The organism is Lentzea albidocapillata subsp. violacea, assembly GCF_900100275.1.
In the GTDB taxonomy this organism is placed as follows: domain Bacteria; phylum Actinomycetota; class Actinomycetes; order Mycobacteriales; family Pseudonocardiaceae; genus Lentzea; species Lentzea violacea.
In genome coordinates this window covers 37,628-53,577 of record NZ_FNET01000029.1, presented here as the reverse complement: position 1 = coordinate 53,577, position 15,950 = coordinate 37,628, and the positions used below count along the sequence as shown (strand labels likewise).

The 15,950-nt window shown below is 65.1% G+C and carries 10 protein-coding genes; 7 read left to right on the top strand and 3 right to left on the bottom strand.

The annotated features are described in order from the left end of the window. The first annotated feature begins 137 nt into the window (after positions 1–137). The 5 genes from BLR21_RS37740 to BLR21_RS42045 are packed head-to-tail and all read left to right on the top strand — an operon-like array spanning position 138 to position 7,555. Positions 138–1,169 carry an FHA domain-containing protein gene (locus BLR21_RS37740; protein WP_143028056.1) on the top strand — a complete coding sequence of 344 codons (1,032 nt, stop codon included), beginning with the start codon at positions 138–140 and terminating at the stop codon, positions 1,167–1,169. A 22-nt stretch (positions 1,170–1,191) separates the two neighbouring features. After that, positions 1,192–1,866: a vWA domain-containing protein gene (locus tag BLR21_RS37735; protein WP_090014306.1), complete on the top strand. Its 675-nt coding sequence runs from the start codon at positions 1,192–1,194 to the stop codon at positions 1,864–1,866. Then, entirely contained in the window at positions 1,850–3,172 is a 1,323-nt protein-coding gene (locus BLR21_RS37730; protein ID WP_090014304.1) for a protein kinase domain-containing protein, read from the top strand. The genes BLR21_RS37735 and BLR21_RS37730 overlap by 17 nt, the downstream gene beginning before the upstream one ends. Then, positions 3,169–6,363 (top strand): DEAD/DEAH box helicase, encoded by a 3,195-nt coding sequence (locus BLR21_RS37725; RefSeq protein WP_176929975.1) that lies wholly within the window; start codon positions 3,169–3,171, stop codon positions 6,361–6,363. The genes BLR21_RS37730 and BLR21_RS37725 overlap by 4 nt, the downstream gene beginning before the upstream one ends. Beyond that, a complete protein-coding gene (locus BLR21_RS42045; RefSeq protein WP_143028055.1) occupies positions 6,341–7,555 on the top strand; it encodes a hypothetical protein in 1,215 nt (404 codons plus the stop codon). Before BLR21_RS37725 ends, BLR21_RS42045 begins: the two co-directional genes overlap by 23 nt. On the opposite strand, the gene BLR21_RS42920 is transcribed toward BLR21_RS42045, so the two are convergent. Continuing rightward, positions 7,532–8,293, bottom strand: coding sequence for a hypothetical protein (locus BLR21_RS42920; protein WP_176929974.1), 762 nt, complete (start codon positions 8,291–8,293; stop codon positions 7,532–7,534). The genes BLR21_RS42045 and BLR21_RS42920 overlap by 24 nt on opposite strands. On the opposite strand from BLR21_RS42920, the gene BLR21_RS37715 reads away from it, so the two are divergent. Beyond that, positions 8,255–9,811, top strand: coding sequence for an AAA family ATPase (locus tag BLR21_RS37715; RefSeq protein WP_176929973.1), 1,557 nt, complete (start codon positions 8,255–8,257; stop codon positions 9,809–9,811). The two genes, BLR21_RS42920 and BLR21_RS37715, sit on opposite strands and share 39 nt — an antisense overlap. Then, complete coding sequence (locus BLR21_RS37710) at positions 9,808–11,871, top strand: hypothetical protein (RefSeq protein WP_143028054.1); 2,064 nt, start codon at positions 9,808–9,810, stop codon at positions 11,869–11,871. The genes BLR21_RS37715 and BLR21_RS37710 overlap by 4 nt, the downstream gene beginning before the upstream one ends. A 107-nt stretch (positions 11,872–11,978) precedes the next feature. Here the strand turns inward: BLR21_RS37710 and BLR21_RS37705 are convergent, their stop codons facing one another. Beyond that, a complete protein-coding gene (locus BLR21_RS37705) occupies positions 11,979–14,579 on the bottom strand; it encodes a phospholipase D-like domain-containing protein (RefSeq protein WP_090014290.1) in 2,601 nt (866 codons plus the stop codon). Next, positions 14,576–15,745, bottom strand: coding sequence for a hypothetical protein (locus BLR21_RS37700; protein WP_143028053.1), 1,170 nt, complete (start codon positions 15,743–15,745; stop codon positions 14,576–14,578). The genes BLR21_RS37705 and BLR21_RS37700 overlap by 4 nt, the downstream gene beginning before the upstream one ends. Between the last annotated feature and the right edge of the window lie 205 nt (positions 15,746–15,950).

Below are 15,950 nucleotides of genomic sequence, written 5' to 3'. Positions count from 1 at the left end.
GCTCAACATGACGATTTCCCATGCCCCCAGACGGACAGGCAATTGAGAGGCGCCCTCGACTTGCGACCAATGCCGGACAACGAGCGTCCAGACACGCTATCCTCCGATCTGGCGGCACAAGGAACCCTGGGGCGGGCATGAAATTACCAACAGTCATCATCGATCTCTCTCCTGTCGTGCGCCTCAACGGCGGGAATGACTGGCGTCATGTCGAGCTCGTGGTAAAAGGATGGCGTGAGCAACGAGACGCTCACGCCGTTTTCTACGGAGTAGCGGACAACAGCCTCTGGCACGCCATGGACGACTACGGAAAGAACAGTCTCCGACGGTGGCAGCGAGATCAGAAAGCGCGATCGACGACGTGGGCAGACCCCGAGATCATCGAACTTGCTGAAAAGTACCCGCAGGCCGCCGTCATCACCACCGACCTTTACCGTGACCACCGCCGCGAACACCCCTGGCTCCAGGGAAGTCAGCGCTTCCACGCCCCGGCTTTCGAGGGCCGTAACGTGCGCTTCACACAACTCGACTACTCACCCATTCCTGACTACGAGGTCTCGTGGCGCATCGAGGAAGCCAACCTCAAACCCAAGGGAATCACCAGCCCCGAAGCCCGCAACGCACTGCTAAGCGAATGGTCGTGCGCCAATCAGAAATGCAAGTGGGGTGCGGTCGCGCTCATCGGCGATGACCCGCTCTACCAGGATGGACGGGTCTGCTGCCCCGAGTGCGGAGAAGCAGCCAAACGTGTCGGCCTCCGCGCAAACACCCGCGAAGTCGTTGTCCTCCTAGATGGCCACATCACCGATCGGATTCCGATCGCCGAGGACACGACACTCACGATCGGACGTGGCAGACGGCTCGACAGGTACGACGTGCGAGGTCTGCTCGACGAGCAGCACGCCAACCTGGTCAGCCGCGACCACCTGCGACTGACCAACAACGCGGGCAAGCTCCAGGCCGAGGAGCTCGGTTCCAAAAACGGCACGAAGATCGTTCGCTCCACCGGCGACATGGCCGGTCTGATCCCCGCTGTGCTCCAGACGCTGCAGAGGGACGAGCAGCTCAGCATCGCGCGCGACACGATGCGAATTCGGCCGTCAGGACGCAAACGGGCGCGCGGTCTCTACGCTCCGGACCTCACCACTCCGCCGTGGCTTCCAGAGTAGGCTGACGAGAGAAACCAGGAAAATGTCACTGCTTGATTCATTCGCACCGATTCCAGCCCGCACGCTTCCTGTCGTCCTCCTCTTGGACACCAGCGGCAGCATGCGCGAAGACGATAAAATAGAAATCCTGAACAACAGCGTCACCGAGATGATCGAAGAACTCACCGAAGTGGACGCCGGCCACGGATCCATCACCCTCAGTATCATCACCTTCGGTGGAGAGTCAGCGAACGTCGTTGTCGCACACAAACCCATAGCGGATGTCGAGTTCAGCTCATTGCGAGCCAACGGCCGGACACCGCTCGGCGAGGCGTTGAAGCTGACGCGAGAACTGATCGAGGATCGCGAAGCGCTCCCTTCGAGGGCGTACCGGCCAACGATCGCGCTCGTCTCGGACGGAATTCCAACCGACCGGGACTGGAAGCAGGAACTCGACGCCCTCCTCACGAGCGAGCGGGGAGGTAAGGCGACCCGTTTCGCCTTGGCGATCGGGGCCGACGCCGACCTTGAGCTACTCGCGAAGTTCAGCGGTGACAAGCCGCACGAGGCGAGCGAGGCAACGGAGATCCGCAAGTTCCTCCGTTTCGTGACAACGACCGTCTCACAGGTCACCTTGAGCGAGTTCGTTCCCGATGTGAGCCCAACCAGCGACCGCGAAGAGTCGATCCTCAGGCTGCAGAGTGACGACGCCTTCTGACGGAACCCGAGTCACCGACGACGCGGGAGTCGAGTTCCTTCTCGGGAAGAAGATCGCCGAGGGCGCCCAGGGGACTGTCTACCGGGTGGCGAGTTATCCGGACTTCGCGATCAAGCTGCTGACCCGTCCACAGGATCTGGAGCGCATCGAGCGGGTCAGAAGGCTCCCGCTGGACGGGCTGGCCGTCGCCTCGCCCATCACCCTGGTGAGGAACGGCGGAGCGGGCTACGTGATGCGGCTCGCCAACGAGATGAAGCCGCTCCGCAACCCGTACCTTCCCCGGGAGTTCGGCCCCCGAGAGGACGCCGACTGGTACCTGGCGACCGGCGGACTGCGGCGGCGTCTGGCCATCTCGGCGAACTTGGCGTCGACCGTGGCGGGACTGCACGCCAGAGGTCTCGCCTACGTGGATCTGAATCCGGGCAACGTCATGGTGTCAGAAGACCTGACTCGAGACGCGACCTGGCTCATCGACACAGACAACCTCACCTCGATGACCGAACCGTCGTGGGACATCGTCGGGTTTCCAGGGTATGTCGCTCCCGAACGCAAGCGGCGCAGTCCACCCACGACGCTCGCGGACGCGTACAGCCTCGGCATCATCGTGTTCCGCATGCTGGTGCTCTCCCATCCGTTGATGGGAGCCGCCACGTTCGGAACCGAGGGCAAGACCGCCGATCTCGGGATCGACCTGGGCCAGTTCCCCTACGTCGATGATCCCGACGACGACACGAACAGACTCCTGCCGAGTTCCTTGCCCGCGGGGCTGTTGTCGTTGGCGCTTAGCGGCCGGCTTCGCCGGCTGTGTCAGCGGACGTTCGGCGCTGGTCGTCTCACGCCCTTGTCGCGACCGGGATCGAGTCGTTGGCGCGAAGTCCTGTTCACCGCTTTGGACAACGTGATCGAGTGTCCACGGGGATGTGGCTGGACCTACTACCGGTTGATGTCCAACTGCCCCAAGTGCAACGGGAGGACAGGTCCCACGACCATGCTGACCGTCTACCCCGGCAGGCCGGAGACCATGCTGTCCGCCCGGGACTCGCTGGTCGTGGCGGAATCCGTGACCAGCGTCCTGCCCCGGCATCTGTGGGGCCGCTACGACGAGGCAGACGCCATCCTCACCGTGCGCCCGGTAACCGATGGATACGAACTGACAGCGCACGGCGAAACGGTGATCACCAACGCCACAGGCCAGCGGGTGACCAGGATGGCGAAACCCGTCGGCAACCAGGTCTCCCGAGTTCTTCTCAGCACCCCGGGCAGGCCGGACCGCACGATCGCACTCCGATCGGTGCCGACAGCATGAAGATCAGAGAGCTACCCCATGCGCAGGAACGCACCGTGTGGTTGCGGCCGGTCGGTTCGTTCCCCCTCGGAACCAGCAGTTCCGTTCGTGTCACGTCCTCGCCGTTCGGTGTCGTCCTGACCGCCGGCGACGTGGTCGCCAGCTGCGCGCTGCCCGACTCCGACGACGCCGAGTGGCTCGTGACGGTGGTGGCGTCAGATGCGTACATCGCCGAGATCGTGGCGACCGAGCCCAACGTGGCTCTGAGGGTGTTGACCTATGACCGGTTCGAGCGCTGGCCCGATGGGCGGCGCATCGGCGTTGACGACCAAGCGGTCGAGGACATTCGACGGCACGCGAAGTCGAAGGACACGCCGGAAAAGGTCATCCGATGGCTAACCGAGCAGATCCGGCTGGACGGGGGCGAGCCGTTCGCGGTCATTGCGGTCGGCGCGGGCGCCACTGTGAACCAAACCGCCTTCCGGCTGGTCGGTGCCACCATCACCGCGGACGTCCGACTGATCGGCGACCGGCTCCTCCTCGAACGACTGACTCGCCGGAGACCCCGCGCCCAGGACCGTCTGATGCTCGTGCGGGGCGAGATCTCCTTCGTCGACGCCACCCGTCTCGGCCAGCTCACGACAACGGAACGCGAAGAGGTGGAACGCCTCTCGAAGGCTGACAACGCCTACCTGGCGATCTGGGAGGAGTACAACTCGCTGGAGCGGGCGGCGGCACAGCAGGCGGCCAGTGAAATCGGCTGGGCCGACTACGACCGGTTCACGGTCCGGTCCGACAACCGGTTGGAGTTCGACCTCGTCCAGCACCACCGTTCAGACGCCTTCCGCGAACGCATCGGACGCGAACGGGTAGGCATCGAGGCAGGTGAAGGTGTCGCGTTCCAGGAGACCGGAGGCCACAGTGCCGGCGCGTTCGTGATCGGCGAAGCAATCGTGTCGCCGAAAGGAACGATTGTCTTGGCACCGGCGCGGCCGTACGAACGGGGCACGCTGCCGCAGCGCGGCCGGCTGGCCGGTGCGTACACCCTCGACAAGGTCCGCATAGACCGGCGGGATTTCGCCCAGGCCGCCGTCGCGGCGGGTGCAACCTTCCCTGTCCGGCAGCTGGCGCTCATCCTCGGTGATCAACGCCCTGATGACGTCGGCCGGGCGCAACGCCACGAACCGATGTCGGCCAGAGTGCGCGAAATCCTGGGAGGCACGCCCACCAACGCCCAGCTGCAGGCCATCGACATGGCCGTCAACTCGCGCGACCTCCTGCTCATCCAAGGCCCCCCGGGAACCGGGAAAACACGGGTCATCACCGCGATCCAAGCTCGTCTGAGCGAAATCCACGACAAGTCGGCCGCACTCGACAAGCGCGTGCTGCTGACGAGCTACCAGCACGACGCCGTCGGCAATCTGATCAACGCAGCGAACGACGGCCTTCTCCCTCCGGTCAAGCTGGGGCGAGGAGAGGATCAAGAGGACGAGGCATACCTGGCGGCGTGGACGGCCGACCTATCGGCAAGGCTGGACCACCGCTACAAACGTGTCCGCCCGAACGAGTTCGTCCGCGGTCAACGTGAACTCCAGGACCGTGCCACCGCTTACCGGCATCAACCGTTCGACGTCGCGAGCACGATAGAACTGCTGACCTGGTTGACCCACCAGGTCGACCTGGTGGGCGCTGACGTCGCGCGCGAAGCGCGGCGACTGGCGAGGAAGCTGGAGTACGACCTCGCAGGAGGCGCGAGTCGCCGCAGCGACGAACTGATGGTGCTCGCCCGTCGTCTGCGCGCCAGCTCGGAGGGCTATGCCGACGACGGTCCCAACACCGCTGCCCGCGCGTATACCACTCAGCAGTTCTTCGACCTGCTCAACGATGCGCAACGGGAAAGCCTGGAGCGAGCTGCCCGAAGTGTTTCGGCCCCGGACGTCGCGGCGGCAGAGCTTGCGGTGCTCAAGCGCGATGTCCTCGACCGCATCCTGGACGGTCGCGCACGCGGCAGTGTTGTCGCCACCATGCCGGAGGTCGAAGCCCTGCTTTACCGCGCAATGCAGTCGGCCGAGCGCGAAGTGCGCGCGTCAACGAGTCCAGTCGACCTGGCGATCGAGTACTTCCGCGATGCCGTGGCGTCGCAGCCGGACGCGATCCGCCGGTCGATCAGCAACCACACCCGTGCGCTCGCCGCGACGTGCCAACAGTCGGCTTCCCGCCGGATGCGTGATGCCCAGACGGTCCCCTTCGACACGGTCATCGTGGACGAGGCCGCCAGGGCCAATCCGCTCGACCTGATGATCCCGGTGAGCCTTGCCAGTGGCCGGATCATTCTCGTCGGTGACCACCGCCAACTGCCGCAGCTGTTGGACGAGGGTCTAGTGCCCCAGCTGTCGAAGCGTCATGACGGCAAGATCGTCGACACCGTGCTGAGCAGATCTCTCTTCGAGCGCCTGTTCATCAAGCTCAAGGAGCTCCAGGTGCGCGACGGCACTCCGCGAGTCATCACACTCGACCGTCAGTTCAGGACGCATCCGGTTCTGGGAACCTTCATCAGCGAGCAGTTCTACGCTCCTTTCCAGGAACGTCTCTTCAACGGAATCGAAGATCCACGCGCCTTCGCCCACCACCTCACTGGCTACAAAAACGCCGTCTGCGCCTGGTTCGACGTGCCGGCGACCGAAGGCCGTGATCAGCGATCGGGCACGAGCATCGCCCGACCGGCCGAGGCGCAGGTCATCGTCACTCAGCTCTTCGAGGGTCTGCGCGAGTCCCGGAGCGACTTCACCTTCGGGGTCATCACGTTCTACTCAGGACAGGTCAACGCGTTGTGGGAGGCAATGCGAGACGCAGGTCTCGCGGTCCGCCAAGGGCTCGACTACACGCTGAACCCTTCCGTGAGTTGGCTTTACACCGATCGAGGGCTTCCGCGGGTGCGCATCGGCTCAGTCGACGCTTTCCAGGGCCGGGAATTCGACGTGGTCTTCCTTTCGACCGTCCGATCGAATAAGCGCGAACGCGGCCACCGCGACTTCGGCTTCCTGGTGCTGTCCAACCGTCTGTGCGTAGCGATGAGCCGTCAACGACGGCTGTTGGTGGCGGTAGGGGACGCCGCGATGTTCACCTCGCCCGAGGGACGTGAGGCCGTTCCCGCCCTGGCGGCTCTCCACGACCTGACGGGGGGTGAGCATGGCCTCCGGAAGTCCACGTGATCTGCCCGCCTACGCGCTCGCTGACCTGTCGCCCAGGAATGAACATGTTCTGCTGAGTCCTGCGGTTCGATGGCGCGTCGTGATGGAAAGGACCACCACGCTGGCCCACGACGTGCTTCTGGAGGCAGTACTACGTCTGCGACAGGCCGGAGAGGAGTCCCCTGGTCGCATTAGCGACCTGCTGCAGTTACCGGTCGACCTGGTGCGTCATCTGCTCGTCCAGGCCACCACCCAGCGTCTTCGGGCGTCCGCAGACGGGACGATCCATGCTGGTCGCACCGAGGTGGCGTGGGTCTACCGCGATGTCGCGACGGACGAGCTCTGGCCTGACCCCGGCTTGGAGTCAACACCACTCCCGCTTCGGTTCATCGGTCGTAATCGTGCCTCTTTCCAGAGCGGAACAGCGGGTCGGCCAGTGCGTGTCAACTGCCTGCTGCTCAAACCTGATCCACACGAGTCAGCCGAACCGTCGATGCTCGAACTCGCCCGATTCAGCCGGGCCACCAACGACCCGAACCGCCGGACGGTCATCGTGAGCAGTGGCGAACCGTGCCTGGTCGCGAGTCCCCTCGCAGCCACCCCGACGGGTGTCGCGGTGACCACCACGCGCGGCACACCGCACCCCAGTCTCAGTCGCTACCTTGCCAAGAAAGCCGCTGAGCAGGAGTGGGTGGCCCGCTGGCTCACATCGGTGCCGCACTTCTCCGGTGAGAGCGGGAGCGGTCTCCCGCTTCGGGGCGCGGTCGACGATCTCAACGACGTCCTGGCGGAGTGGCGTCATGACCGGCGCGCCGAGACCGCTCTGATCGTTCTAAGCAGGATCGAGCTCGCGTTGCGTCGTTACTGTGACCAGTGCTGGTACGTGGCGGGCATCGATCCCGCCGCCGCACCCACTTGGTCGGAGGACACGGCGGGGGAGCTGAGCGAGCGACTCGAACTCGACTCCAACACGGCCCAGCAGCTCGCGTCTGCAACACCAGGCAGTCTGACCGCACTCGTCGGTGTGCTCGCGATAGCCAGTCCTCCGTCGGCCGAGGGCATCGTCAATACCGGCGCATTGGTGATGCTGGTGCGTTTGGCGGTCCGCTGGACGTCGCTGTCCAACGGCGCGATGCAGCCGCGCCTCCTCGAAGCACTGGCCACCGAGACCACCACCTTGTGCAATCAACTAGTCGAAGTCGGAGAGAGCTGAATGGCCGCGAAGGGTTCCAAGAATCGTGGCTCTGACCAGGATGCCGCGAGGCTCGATGAAGTCGAAGCCGGACTCGATGACACGAATTCGGTGCCCGACGACATCGCGGCCGAAGTAGCAGACCTCAAGATCACCGAAGAGAAGCAGCTCACCGCGACACGGGTGAAGAACGTCTGGATCCAGGTGAAGACTCGCGAAGCCGCCTGGATCAGGGCCAAGGAGCGGGCCGAAGCAACGGAGAAGGCACTTCAGGCAGACCGTGACGCGCTGACCGCGGACCGGCAGGCCCTGGTCGAGCGCGCTGAACGGATCGCCGAGCGGGAGATGGCGACAGCCCGTGCCGAAGCCGATCTGGAGATCCAGCGGTCTGCCGCAAGGGCAGGATTCGCCGATGACCTGAAAGAGCTGACTCGCGCGGCCGTACAACACCGCGATGAACTGCTGGCCGAGTCTCTGCACATTGCCGAGGAAGCACGGAAGCGTGCCGCTGAGGTTCTGTCCGCCGCACACGAGGAGACGCACGCCGAACGCGAACGTCTGGTCGCGCTGACGGAGGAACTCGCGACGCGCGAAACGAATCTCCGTCGGCGAGAGGCAAAGGTCGAGGCGGATCTCGAGTTCGCCGAGGTCAAGAACGCGATGCTGACCGGGCAGCAGGTTAGGCAGCTGGAAGTCCAGATCGCCGATGAGCGCGAACAGGTGGCGGACCTCCGCGACGATCTCGAAGCCGAACGCCAACGCCGGAGGGCGCGGGACGAACGGATCCGCGAGCTGCAGGCAGAGCTCGCGCATTACGGCGACGACCCCGACGCGCTCATCCGCCAGAGGGACGAGTTGGTCGCGCAGGTGACAAAGCTGCGGGATGAGATGTCCCGCCGTCCACCGGAGGCCGAGATCGCCGAGCTCCGAGCCAGGGCCACGCAGGTGACAGAGGCGGAGAGTCAGGCGGCGTACTGGCGGCAACAACACGACGCGATCGACCAGCGCCTGCGTTACCAGCTCATGAGTGTCGGTGAGCTGGAAGTGCTGCGCGACGAACGCGACACACTCGCCGCTCAACGGGAGACCCTGCGCCAGGCAATCGAACAACAGCGCGCTCAATGGGCAGAGCTGCAGGCCAAGGAAGCCACCAAGGAACCGTTCCCCGCTTGTTCCGCCTACGACCGCGACAGCGCGCTCAACCGTCCCACAGCCACGCACCCAGTCGATTCGCTGGCTGATCTCGTGACAGAAGTACGTAGCCGAATGGCTTCCGGTGACCCCGCCTTCTACTACGAAGAGACCGACGTCAGGTTGTTTCTGGCGGGGTTGGCGTCAAGCCGGCTCCACCTCCTGCAGGGAATTTCCGGAACCGGGAAGACGAGCCTGCCCCGTGAGTTCTTCAAGGCTCTGAGCGGAGCGGGCGCCGCCCAGATAGTCGAGGTCCAGGCAGGATGGCGGGACAAGGACGACCTCTTCGGCTACTACAACGCCTTCGAGAAGCGCTTCGCGGAAAGCGAGTTCACCAAGGCGCTCTACCGGGCGCTGCTGCCCGCGAACGCGGATCGACCGATGGTGATCGTGCTGGACGAGATGAACCTCGCGCATCCCGAGCAGTACTTCGGGTCCATGCTGTCGATCCTGGAGAACGCGGTCGTCGAGAAGGGCTACCTGGACCTGCTCACCAGCGCACTACCTGGTCTCCCGGCGAAATTCGAAGGGGCCCGGCTTCCTCTGCCGCGCAACGTCTGGTTCGTCGGCACCGCGAACCATGACGAGACCACGGTGGCGTTCGCTGACAAGACCTACGACCGAGCACACGTGCAGGAGCTTCCCGCTCGGCACAAGGAGTTCCCGGCCCAGCACTCCGGTAGCGTCCGCCCTGTCTCCTTCAGCGCCTTGCAACGTTCGTTCGACGCGGCGGCGAGGGAGTTCAGGGGCGTCGTCGACGAGGTCAAGTCGTTCCTGGACGAGAACCTCCACGACAACTTCGCCAAACTCGGTGTGGGCTGGGGAAACCGGCTGGAACGCCAGTTGGAGTCGTTCGTGCCCGTTGTACTCGGTGCCGGCGGTACAACAACCGAGGCCGTCGACCACTTGGTCGCGACGAAGCTGGTGCGCAAGCTCGAGGACCGCTTCGGCGTTCGTCCCGAGGAGCTCAACCGGCTCGCGGAGGAGATCGAACTCAGTTGGGACCTGGACGGCGGTCCGCCCGCCAGGACGCTGACCCGGATCCGTCGCGAGGCGTCGCGGCTGCTCAGGGGCTACGGCTCGTGACCGGACCCTTCGACCGCATTTCCGGTGCGCCAGGTGAACCACCACCCGGCTGGACCGGGCGCTGGATGGTCGGCGTCGACCACCAGCTCGACACCAGCTCGGCCGCCGGCACACCTGTGTCCCGGGACGAAACGGAGTCCGACGACCTCAACGCCCTGAGCAAGCTGGCTGAGGCACTCGGTGCCGCCGTCGGTTCGGGGTCCTGGCAAGAGCTCGAGGCCACAGCGCTGCTCGCGGGCCACAACCCGGCGACTCTGGATCTCCACCAACGCGAACGCGACCTGAAGACCCACATCGCGTCCATCGCACGCATCTGTGAACGCTTTGTCACACGTCTCGGCGAAAGAGCCGAGCTGCTGCCGGTTTCCAGGGTGCGCCGGCCGGCACGACGGGCGCTGGAACGTCTCGGCTCACACACCGAGGACTGGGCCGGCCGGACGCTCGCCGGACCAGTCCCCCGGCGAGCCATGGCGATCACCCGCGAAAGCGACGCCGACCTCTACGAGAACCGCATGGTCACTGAGCTCGTCCACCCGATCCTCAGCACGGCGCTGGCCCAGCGGATCCATCACCTGCGCCGAGTGCAGGCTGACCTCGCGGATCTCACTAGGGCCAAGGACGAGGGCACCTACCTCCGACGGACTCGGCTCTACACGTTCTGGGGCGCCGACGCGGAACGCGCTGTGACGTCGTCGAACCAGGTCGGTGAGACTCTGCGCACCCTGGAAGCTCTGGCCGCGTGGATCAGCAGCCTGCGCGGAAGCACGCTCGCCCGGCTCATACGGGGCCGCCGCACTGGTCAACGGGCCCTCCGGCGAACCAACGTCATCGACAACGATCAGCACTATCGTGCCGCTGGGCTCATCTGGGCCGCCTTCGAAACGGACCCGCAGGTCCACGAGACGCCAGAAGATCGTCGCCACCGCATCCTGCGTCGACACAGGTCTTTTGACAACTACGTGTTCGGCCTCGTAGTGCGTGCCCTCCGGGGACTCGGCTACCAGCCAGTCGCCGATCACCTGCCCGGCGACGGCCTCCCTGCCGCCGTACTCGGCCCATGGGGGCAAGTCACCCTCGATCGAGACAGCACCGGCGTGCTCACTGTGCACAGTCACGGCGTGGACACGAGATTCGTGCCATTGCTGGACCTCATCGGCCCCGACGACGGGCCCGAAACCGTCGCCGAACGCTGGCAGTCGGTCCGAGAAGCGGCAACGTGCCCCACCGTTGTGGTGTACCTCGCCGCGTTCGACTCAGTTCGTCGCCTGCCGAGCACGCTGGCCATACCATTGACTTCCGCCGGGCTCGACATGCCTAACACCCACAAGTCGACTACGGCGGTGCCGGTGTCCCCGCTCGAGACGACCAGTCTCGAGCGGTTGGCCCGAGCGGTTGCCATCGCTGTCCAGGCGTCAGCACTGACGGCCTATCCCGTCACGATCACGCTGCCCACGGGAAAAATCCCAAGACGCCTGATCGACTACATCATGGACGCCAACATCACACAACAAGGTCTGGGGCAACTTTTCCACCGCCCTGCCCCAGACCAGCTCCAGCTCCGCCGACCTTTGACTTCTGACGAGTTCAAGCAGCTCGGCCAGGTTGTCCGACAGTTGACTGCCCGCACGAACTCTCCCGGCTGGGAGCGCGACCTCGCGCGTGAGATCGCAAACCTCAGCAACGCGGTCACCGCTGCCGACACCGCTGTGCGACCGCTCCTAGCCTGCCCAGCGTGCGGGACCGAGGCCAGTCCGATGCGGGTGCAACGAGAGGGCGACATCCTCCTGGTGACCTGCCAGTCATGCAACGCCCGTTGGGGACACGAGCGATGTGGGCAGTGCCGGGGCCGAATCCCATTCATCGAGCCTGAGCGTGAGATCCGCAACCCGGATGTAACCGGACCTGGCTGGATTGAACGGATCCTGGGTCAAGACGCCCTCGCCTCACCATGCTGGGTGCGCACAGTCCCAAGTCGCTATGTCTGCCCAACATGCCGAACGTGTTCAGTTACCGGTACTTCGGACGGATCCAACTGCATCCGTTGTACCGACCAAGACTGACAATGACCGGCACCCAAGGTGGACTGATCTGGCGGCCACGTAGTACTGAGGGCAATCAGCCAGTGCCGCGCTCAACACCGAGGCTGCACCGACACCAACGTCGTCGATCACCGAGCTTGAACAGCGGCGATGAGCTCGGCCAGATCGACCTCAGCATCCTCTGCCAGCTCACGAACCTTGGGCGGCACCGGTTCAAGCGAGTATTGCATTGCGCTGCTGGGAAGTCCTTCCGTACCACCGAGCAGGGAAAGCGGCGTACTCAGCGTCGGTAGTTGATAGATTCGCCAGCGCGGCGCGGCCGACTCCGTGATCGCCAAGGTTGCACCGTGGCGGACAACCACGGTGGCCTTGGTGACGTTGCGGGCGAGTACCACACACCGGGCACCCGCCATGGTCGCCACCTGAGCCGCGACACGACGAGGATTTCGAAACTCACCGTCGACGACCCACACACCGCGAATCTTCCGCGCCGGCAGACCTTCGCGCTCGAAAGCGTCGCGGAGTTCGGCGTCAGGATCATCGACCACAGCCGTGGCTAGATCGATCACCGCGGCCACCTCGACCGCGCTCGCCACCCGTGCGTAAGGCTGATCAGGCACATAGAGGTATTCCTCGACGAGTTCCGGTTCCGCATAAGCCGCCCAGTCTCCTGCGGCGTCCCAAGCGGATCTGGCCACCACGTCGTGTTCGCTGCCGCCGTGCAGACTTGCGTCCTGCAACAATAACGCCAGACACACCGCGATCATCGAGGATTGGTAGCCGAGCAGCTGGCCAGGCGATTCACGTTCCTCGTCGTCGCTGGGAACCAGGGCACGCACCAGATCTCGCAGTTCAGCGCGCCAGCTCTCGTCGGTGCCCCACACGCCCGCGGCGAGCATCGTCAGATGGACGCGTGCCACGGCCATGCGCAGTGCCGGCCACAACCGCGGGGGTGCGGACATGGCATTGACCCAGCGCCGTGCCCACGTTCGACACCTTTGCCGTTGCGTCGGGGACATGGGCACGCGGGCGGTAGCGGTGGGCAGCGACTCGGCGACGTCATCGTCCTCGTCGTCGGTGAGCGCCGACTCGTCTATCTCGCCGCTCACCGACCAGCCGCTCGGGCCACTCCCAGGCATGGCCAGTGCACCGGGGAAGGTCAGGCCGGTCAAGGATGGCCCGAGGGTGCTTTCCACCTCCCGCTGCCATGCACCCCAGCGATCGTCCGACGACACGGCGTCCACTGTGGAATTGCTGATGCGCAGCGGCGTTGCATGCGCAGCTTGATGTTCGCGAACCTCGCTCAGCAGCCGGAGGAAGTCGGCGTGGAACCGTGCGGCCAACGTGGCATCGGTGAACACGTCGTCCAGCTCGTAGTCGCGCACCAGACGAGGGCGATCCGCCGCTTCATCGTTCCTGGGGAGGCAACGGACCGTGTCGGTGAGGAACACCTCCCGCGAAATGATCGGCTCGCCGTCGATCTCAACGCGCGCACGGACGGCGCCGCCGACCTGTTCGGGAACCCGGAACTGGAGCGTTGAGCGCAGATCGGTGTCGGCGGTCCACATCAGGCCGGTCGTCCAAGTTCCTGGCGTGCCGTCGGGTGAAGTCTCGATGGCGATCGGCACGCGGATGTCGGTGACCAGCTCGACCACGATCACGTCGTCGCGGCGACGTGCGCCCAGCAGGTCCAAGGATTTCTGGCGCCGCGATCCGTCGTCCTTCGGGATGGTGTTCTGAGCCTGGATCACATGGCGCGCGGCCGACTCTTCCCTGGGTAACAGGCTGTTGGCCACGGGATAAGAGGCGACCAGCTCGCAGTTCCCGCCGCCCGTGGTGGAGTTGAGCAGAGCCGCGGCGCTGAGGTTCGCACTTCCGACCAACGCCGTGGTGCTGCCGTCGAGAGTCCACTCGACGAGCTTTCCGTGGCTCGTACGTTCCTCGCCGAGATGCCAGAACTCCACGTGCGGCACAGTCGACGTAACCTCGGTCAACGACTTGCCGTCGTATTGCGACAGCGTTGGCTGCACGGCGATGTCGACCCGGTCGGGAATGAGCCTGGCGATCAGGTTTCGCACTGCTCGCGACTTGGCGTCGAAGAACGGTGCCGTGAGCCCCAGCACCTCTACCGGCCCCGCGGTGAGCTGCCCCAGGATCGGTTGCCGAAGATTGCCGAAGATCCGCAAGTTCGCGAACGAGTGGTCGATCTGGGCAGGAGTGATCGAAGCAGCGATGTGGGCAGTTGTCTCGGCGATCCACGACGGCATCGCCACCACGGCCGGCAGGTCGACCAGCCACGCGGCGAGGTCGCTCAGCGCTGCCGGACCGACCTGGCGAGTCGACCGGACCACCAGCCACAGTTCGCGGTTGTGCCCCCACCCCGACATCGTCGGATTGCCGGAGCCAACCGCGACCCAGACGTCCTCGTCTCCCACCAGAATCACCAGTTTCGGGTGGAATGCGCCCGCACAGACGACGTGGCCGTGCTGGTAGGCGCGACCCGCGTGCCGTACGTCGACCGGCTCGTGCGTGCTTTGATCCGCATCACCGAGAACGGTGATCCGCGCACCTAACGCACGCGCCGTCGACACGCAGTGCCGCTCGAAGAACACTAGGTCCAGCGTGTAGCCGGTGACGAGGAACTCGCGCAGGCGCGCACCGTCGCCGCGATCACGCCATTCGTACAGCAGAGTTAGCGGGGAGTGGAAAGCATACGTCACGTCGCTCATATCGGCAGCTCCAGTAACGCAGTGCCCAGTGCTGTGACGCCGGAACTCGGAGTGCTACCGCCGAACAAGCCCAGCTGGTGCGACATGGTCCCCAGCTGCGCGAGCCGCAGGCCCACGTTCCCCGCGCCCTCGGGCACATCAGCGAAGTAGTGGCCGTTCCGTTCGTGCAGCTTCGTGAACAGCGTCATGCTCCCGCGCTCGTCGACCTGGAGCTTGCGCAGTGAGACGCGGCGAGACTGCGCGAGCATGTCGTCGACGAGCGCACGGGCTAGCTCTCCCAGCGGGCGATCCTCGTGTTCGCGCTGGCGATGCCCGACCCAGCTGGGGTCGAGAAACTGCCCGCGTCCGTGTGAGCGGCGACCCAGGAACGCCGACAGGCTCTTGCCGGTCAACTGGTCCAGCCGTCGCGCTCCGAGCAGCAACACCGCCAGATCGATCTCGACCGCGCTCGTCCGCTCCTGTTCGACCTGTTCCTCCGCGGGCAACGGATGGCCGTCTTCATCTGTTGTGGATGGACATTCACGCAGGAAGTCGCGCACCGTCATCGACGGCACCTCACCACTGACCCACTCGTGCAGGTCAGCGCGTGTTGCCGAACCCGCCGCAGCTATCACGACGTCGACCAGCTCAGCCCACAAGCGGCGCCACGCACCGACAGACAGGCGTCTGAGCAGCACTCCACGCCATGCATGCGCACGCTCCTCGTTGCGCAGCAACGGATCCGTTTCGATAGTGGCCCCGTAAGCGACGCACGTCCTCATCGCACTCACCCAGTCCGGGGCATCGGGGTGGAGTTGAACAGATCTCGCCAGCACCCGCAGCGTGGACCGGCGGGTGCGATCATCCCCATTCCACTCGTCCTGCTCCCCGACACCAGGGCGCATCGCCGTGAACAGCTCGCTCAATGGCCCAAGATCCGCCGTGGCAGGTGCGTCCAGCGCCAGCGCCCTGAACTCCGCGATATCGCTCGCAGTAAACGGTCGCCGAGAGACGAGGTCGAACAACGGCTGGTACATCCGCCGCACCGGTTCGGGACAGATGTGCCTGCCGGCACTCAACACTCCGCCGTTGAGCCGGACCGTTCCGATCGTGATGCTCGGCCCACCGTACTGCGACCAGAATCCCCACGGCCGCGGCGAGTACGAACCCCTGCCGACCTCCGCCATCGCCTCAACTCTGCCCTTGTCCCACAACGACTTGACCCGATCCGCACCGTGAGCGAGAGGCGGGTCGTCATGCACCAGCGACACCCACGCCAGCCCGACCTCGGCCCGGCGCAGCACTGTTCGGCATTCGGTGGCATCGAGCCCACGCTCATCAGCATGTGCCGCCAGCGCCCAGTACAGCGAGTAGAACCGCACCAGCCGGGTC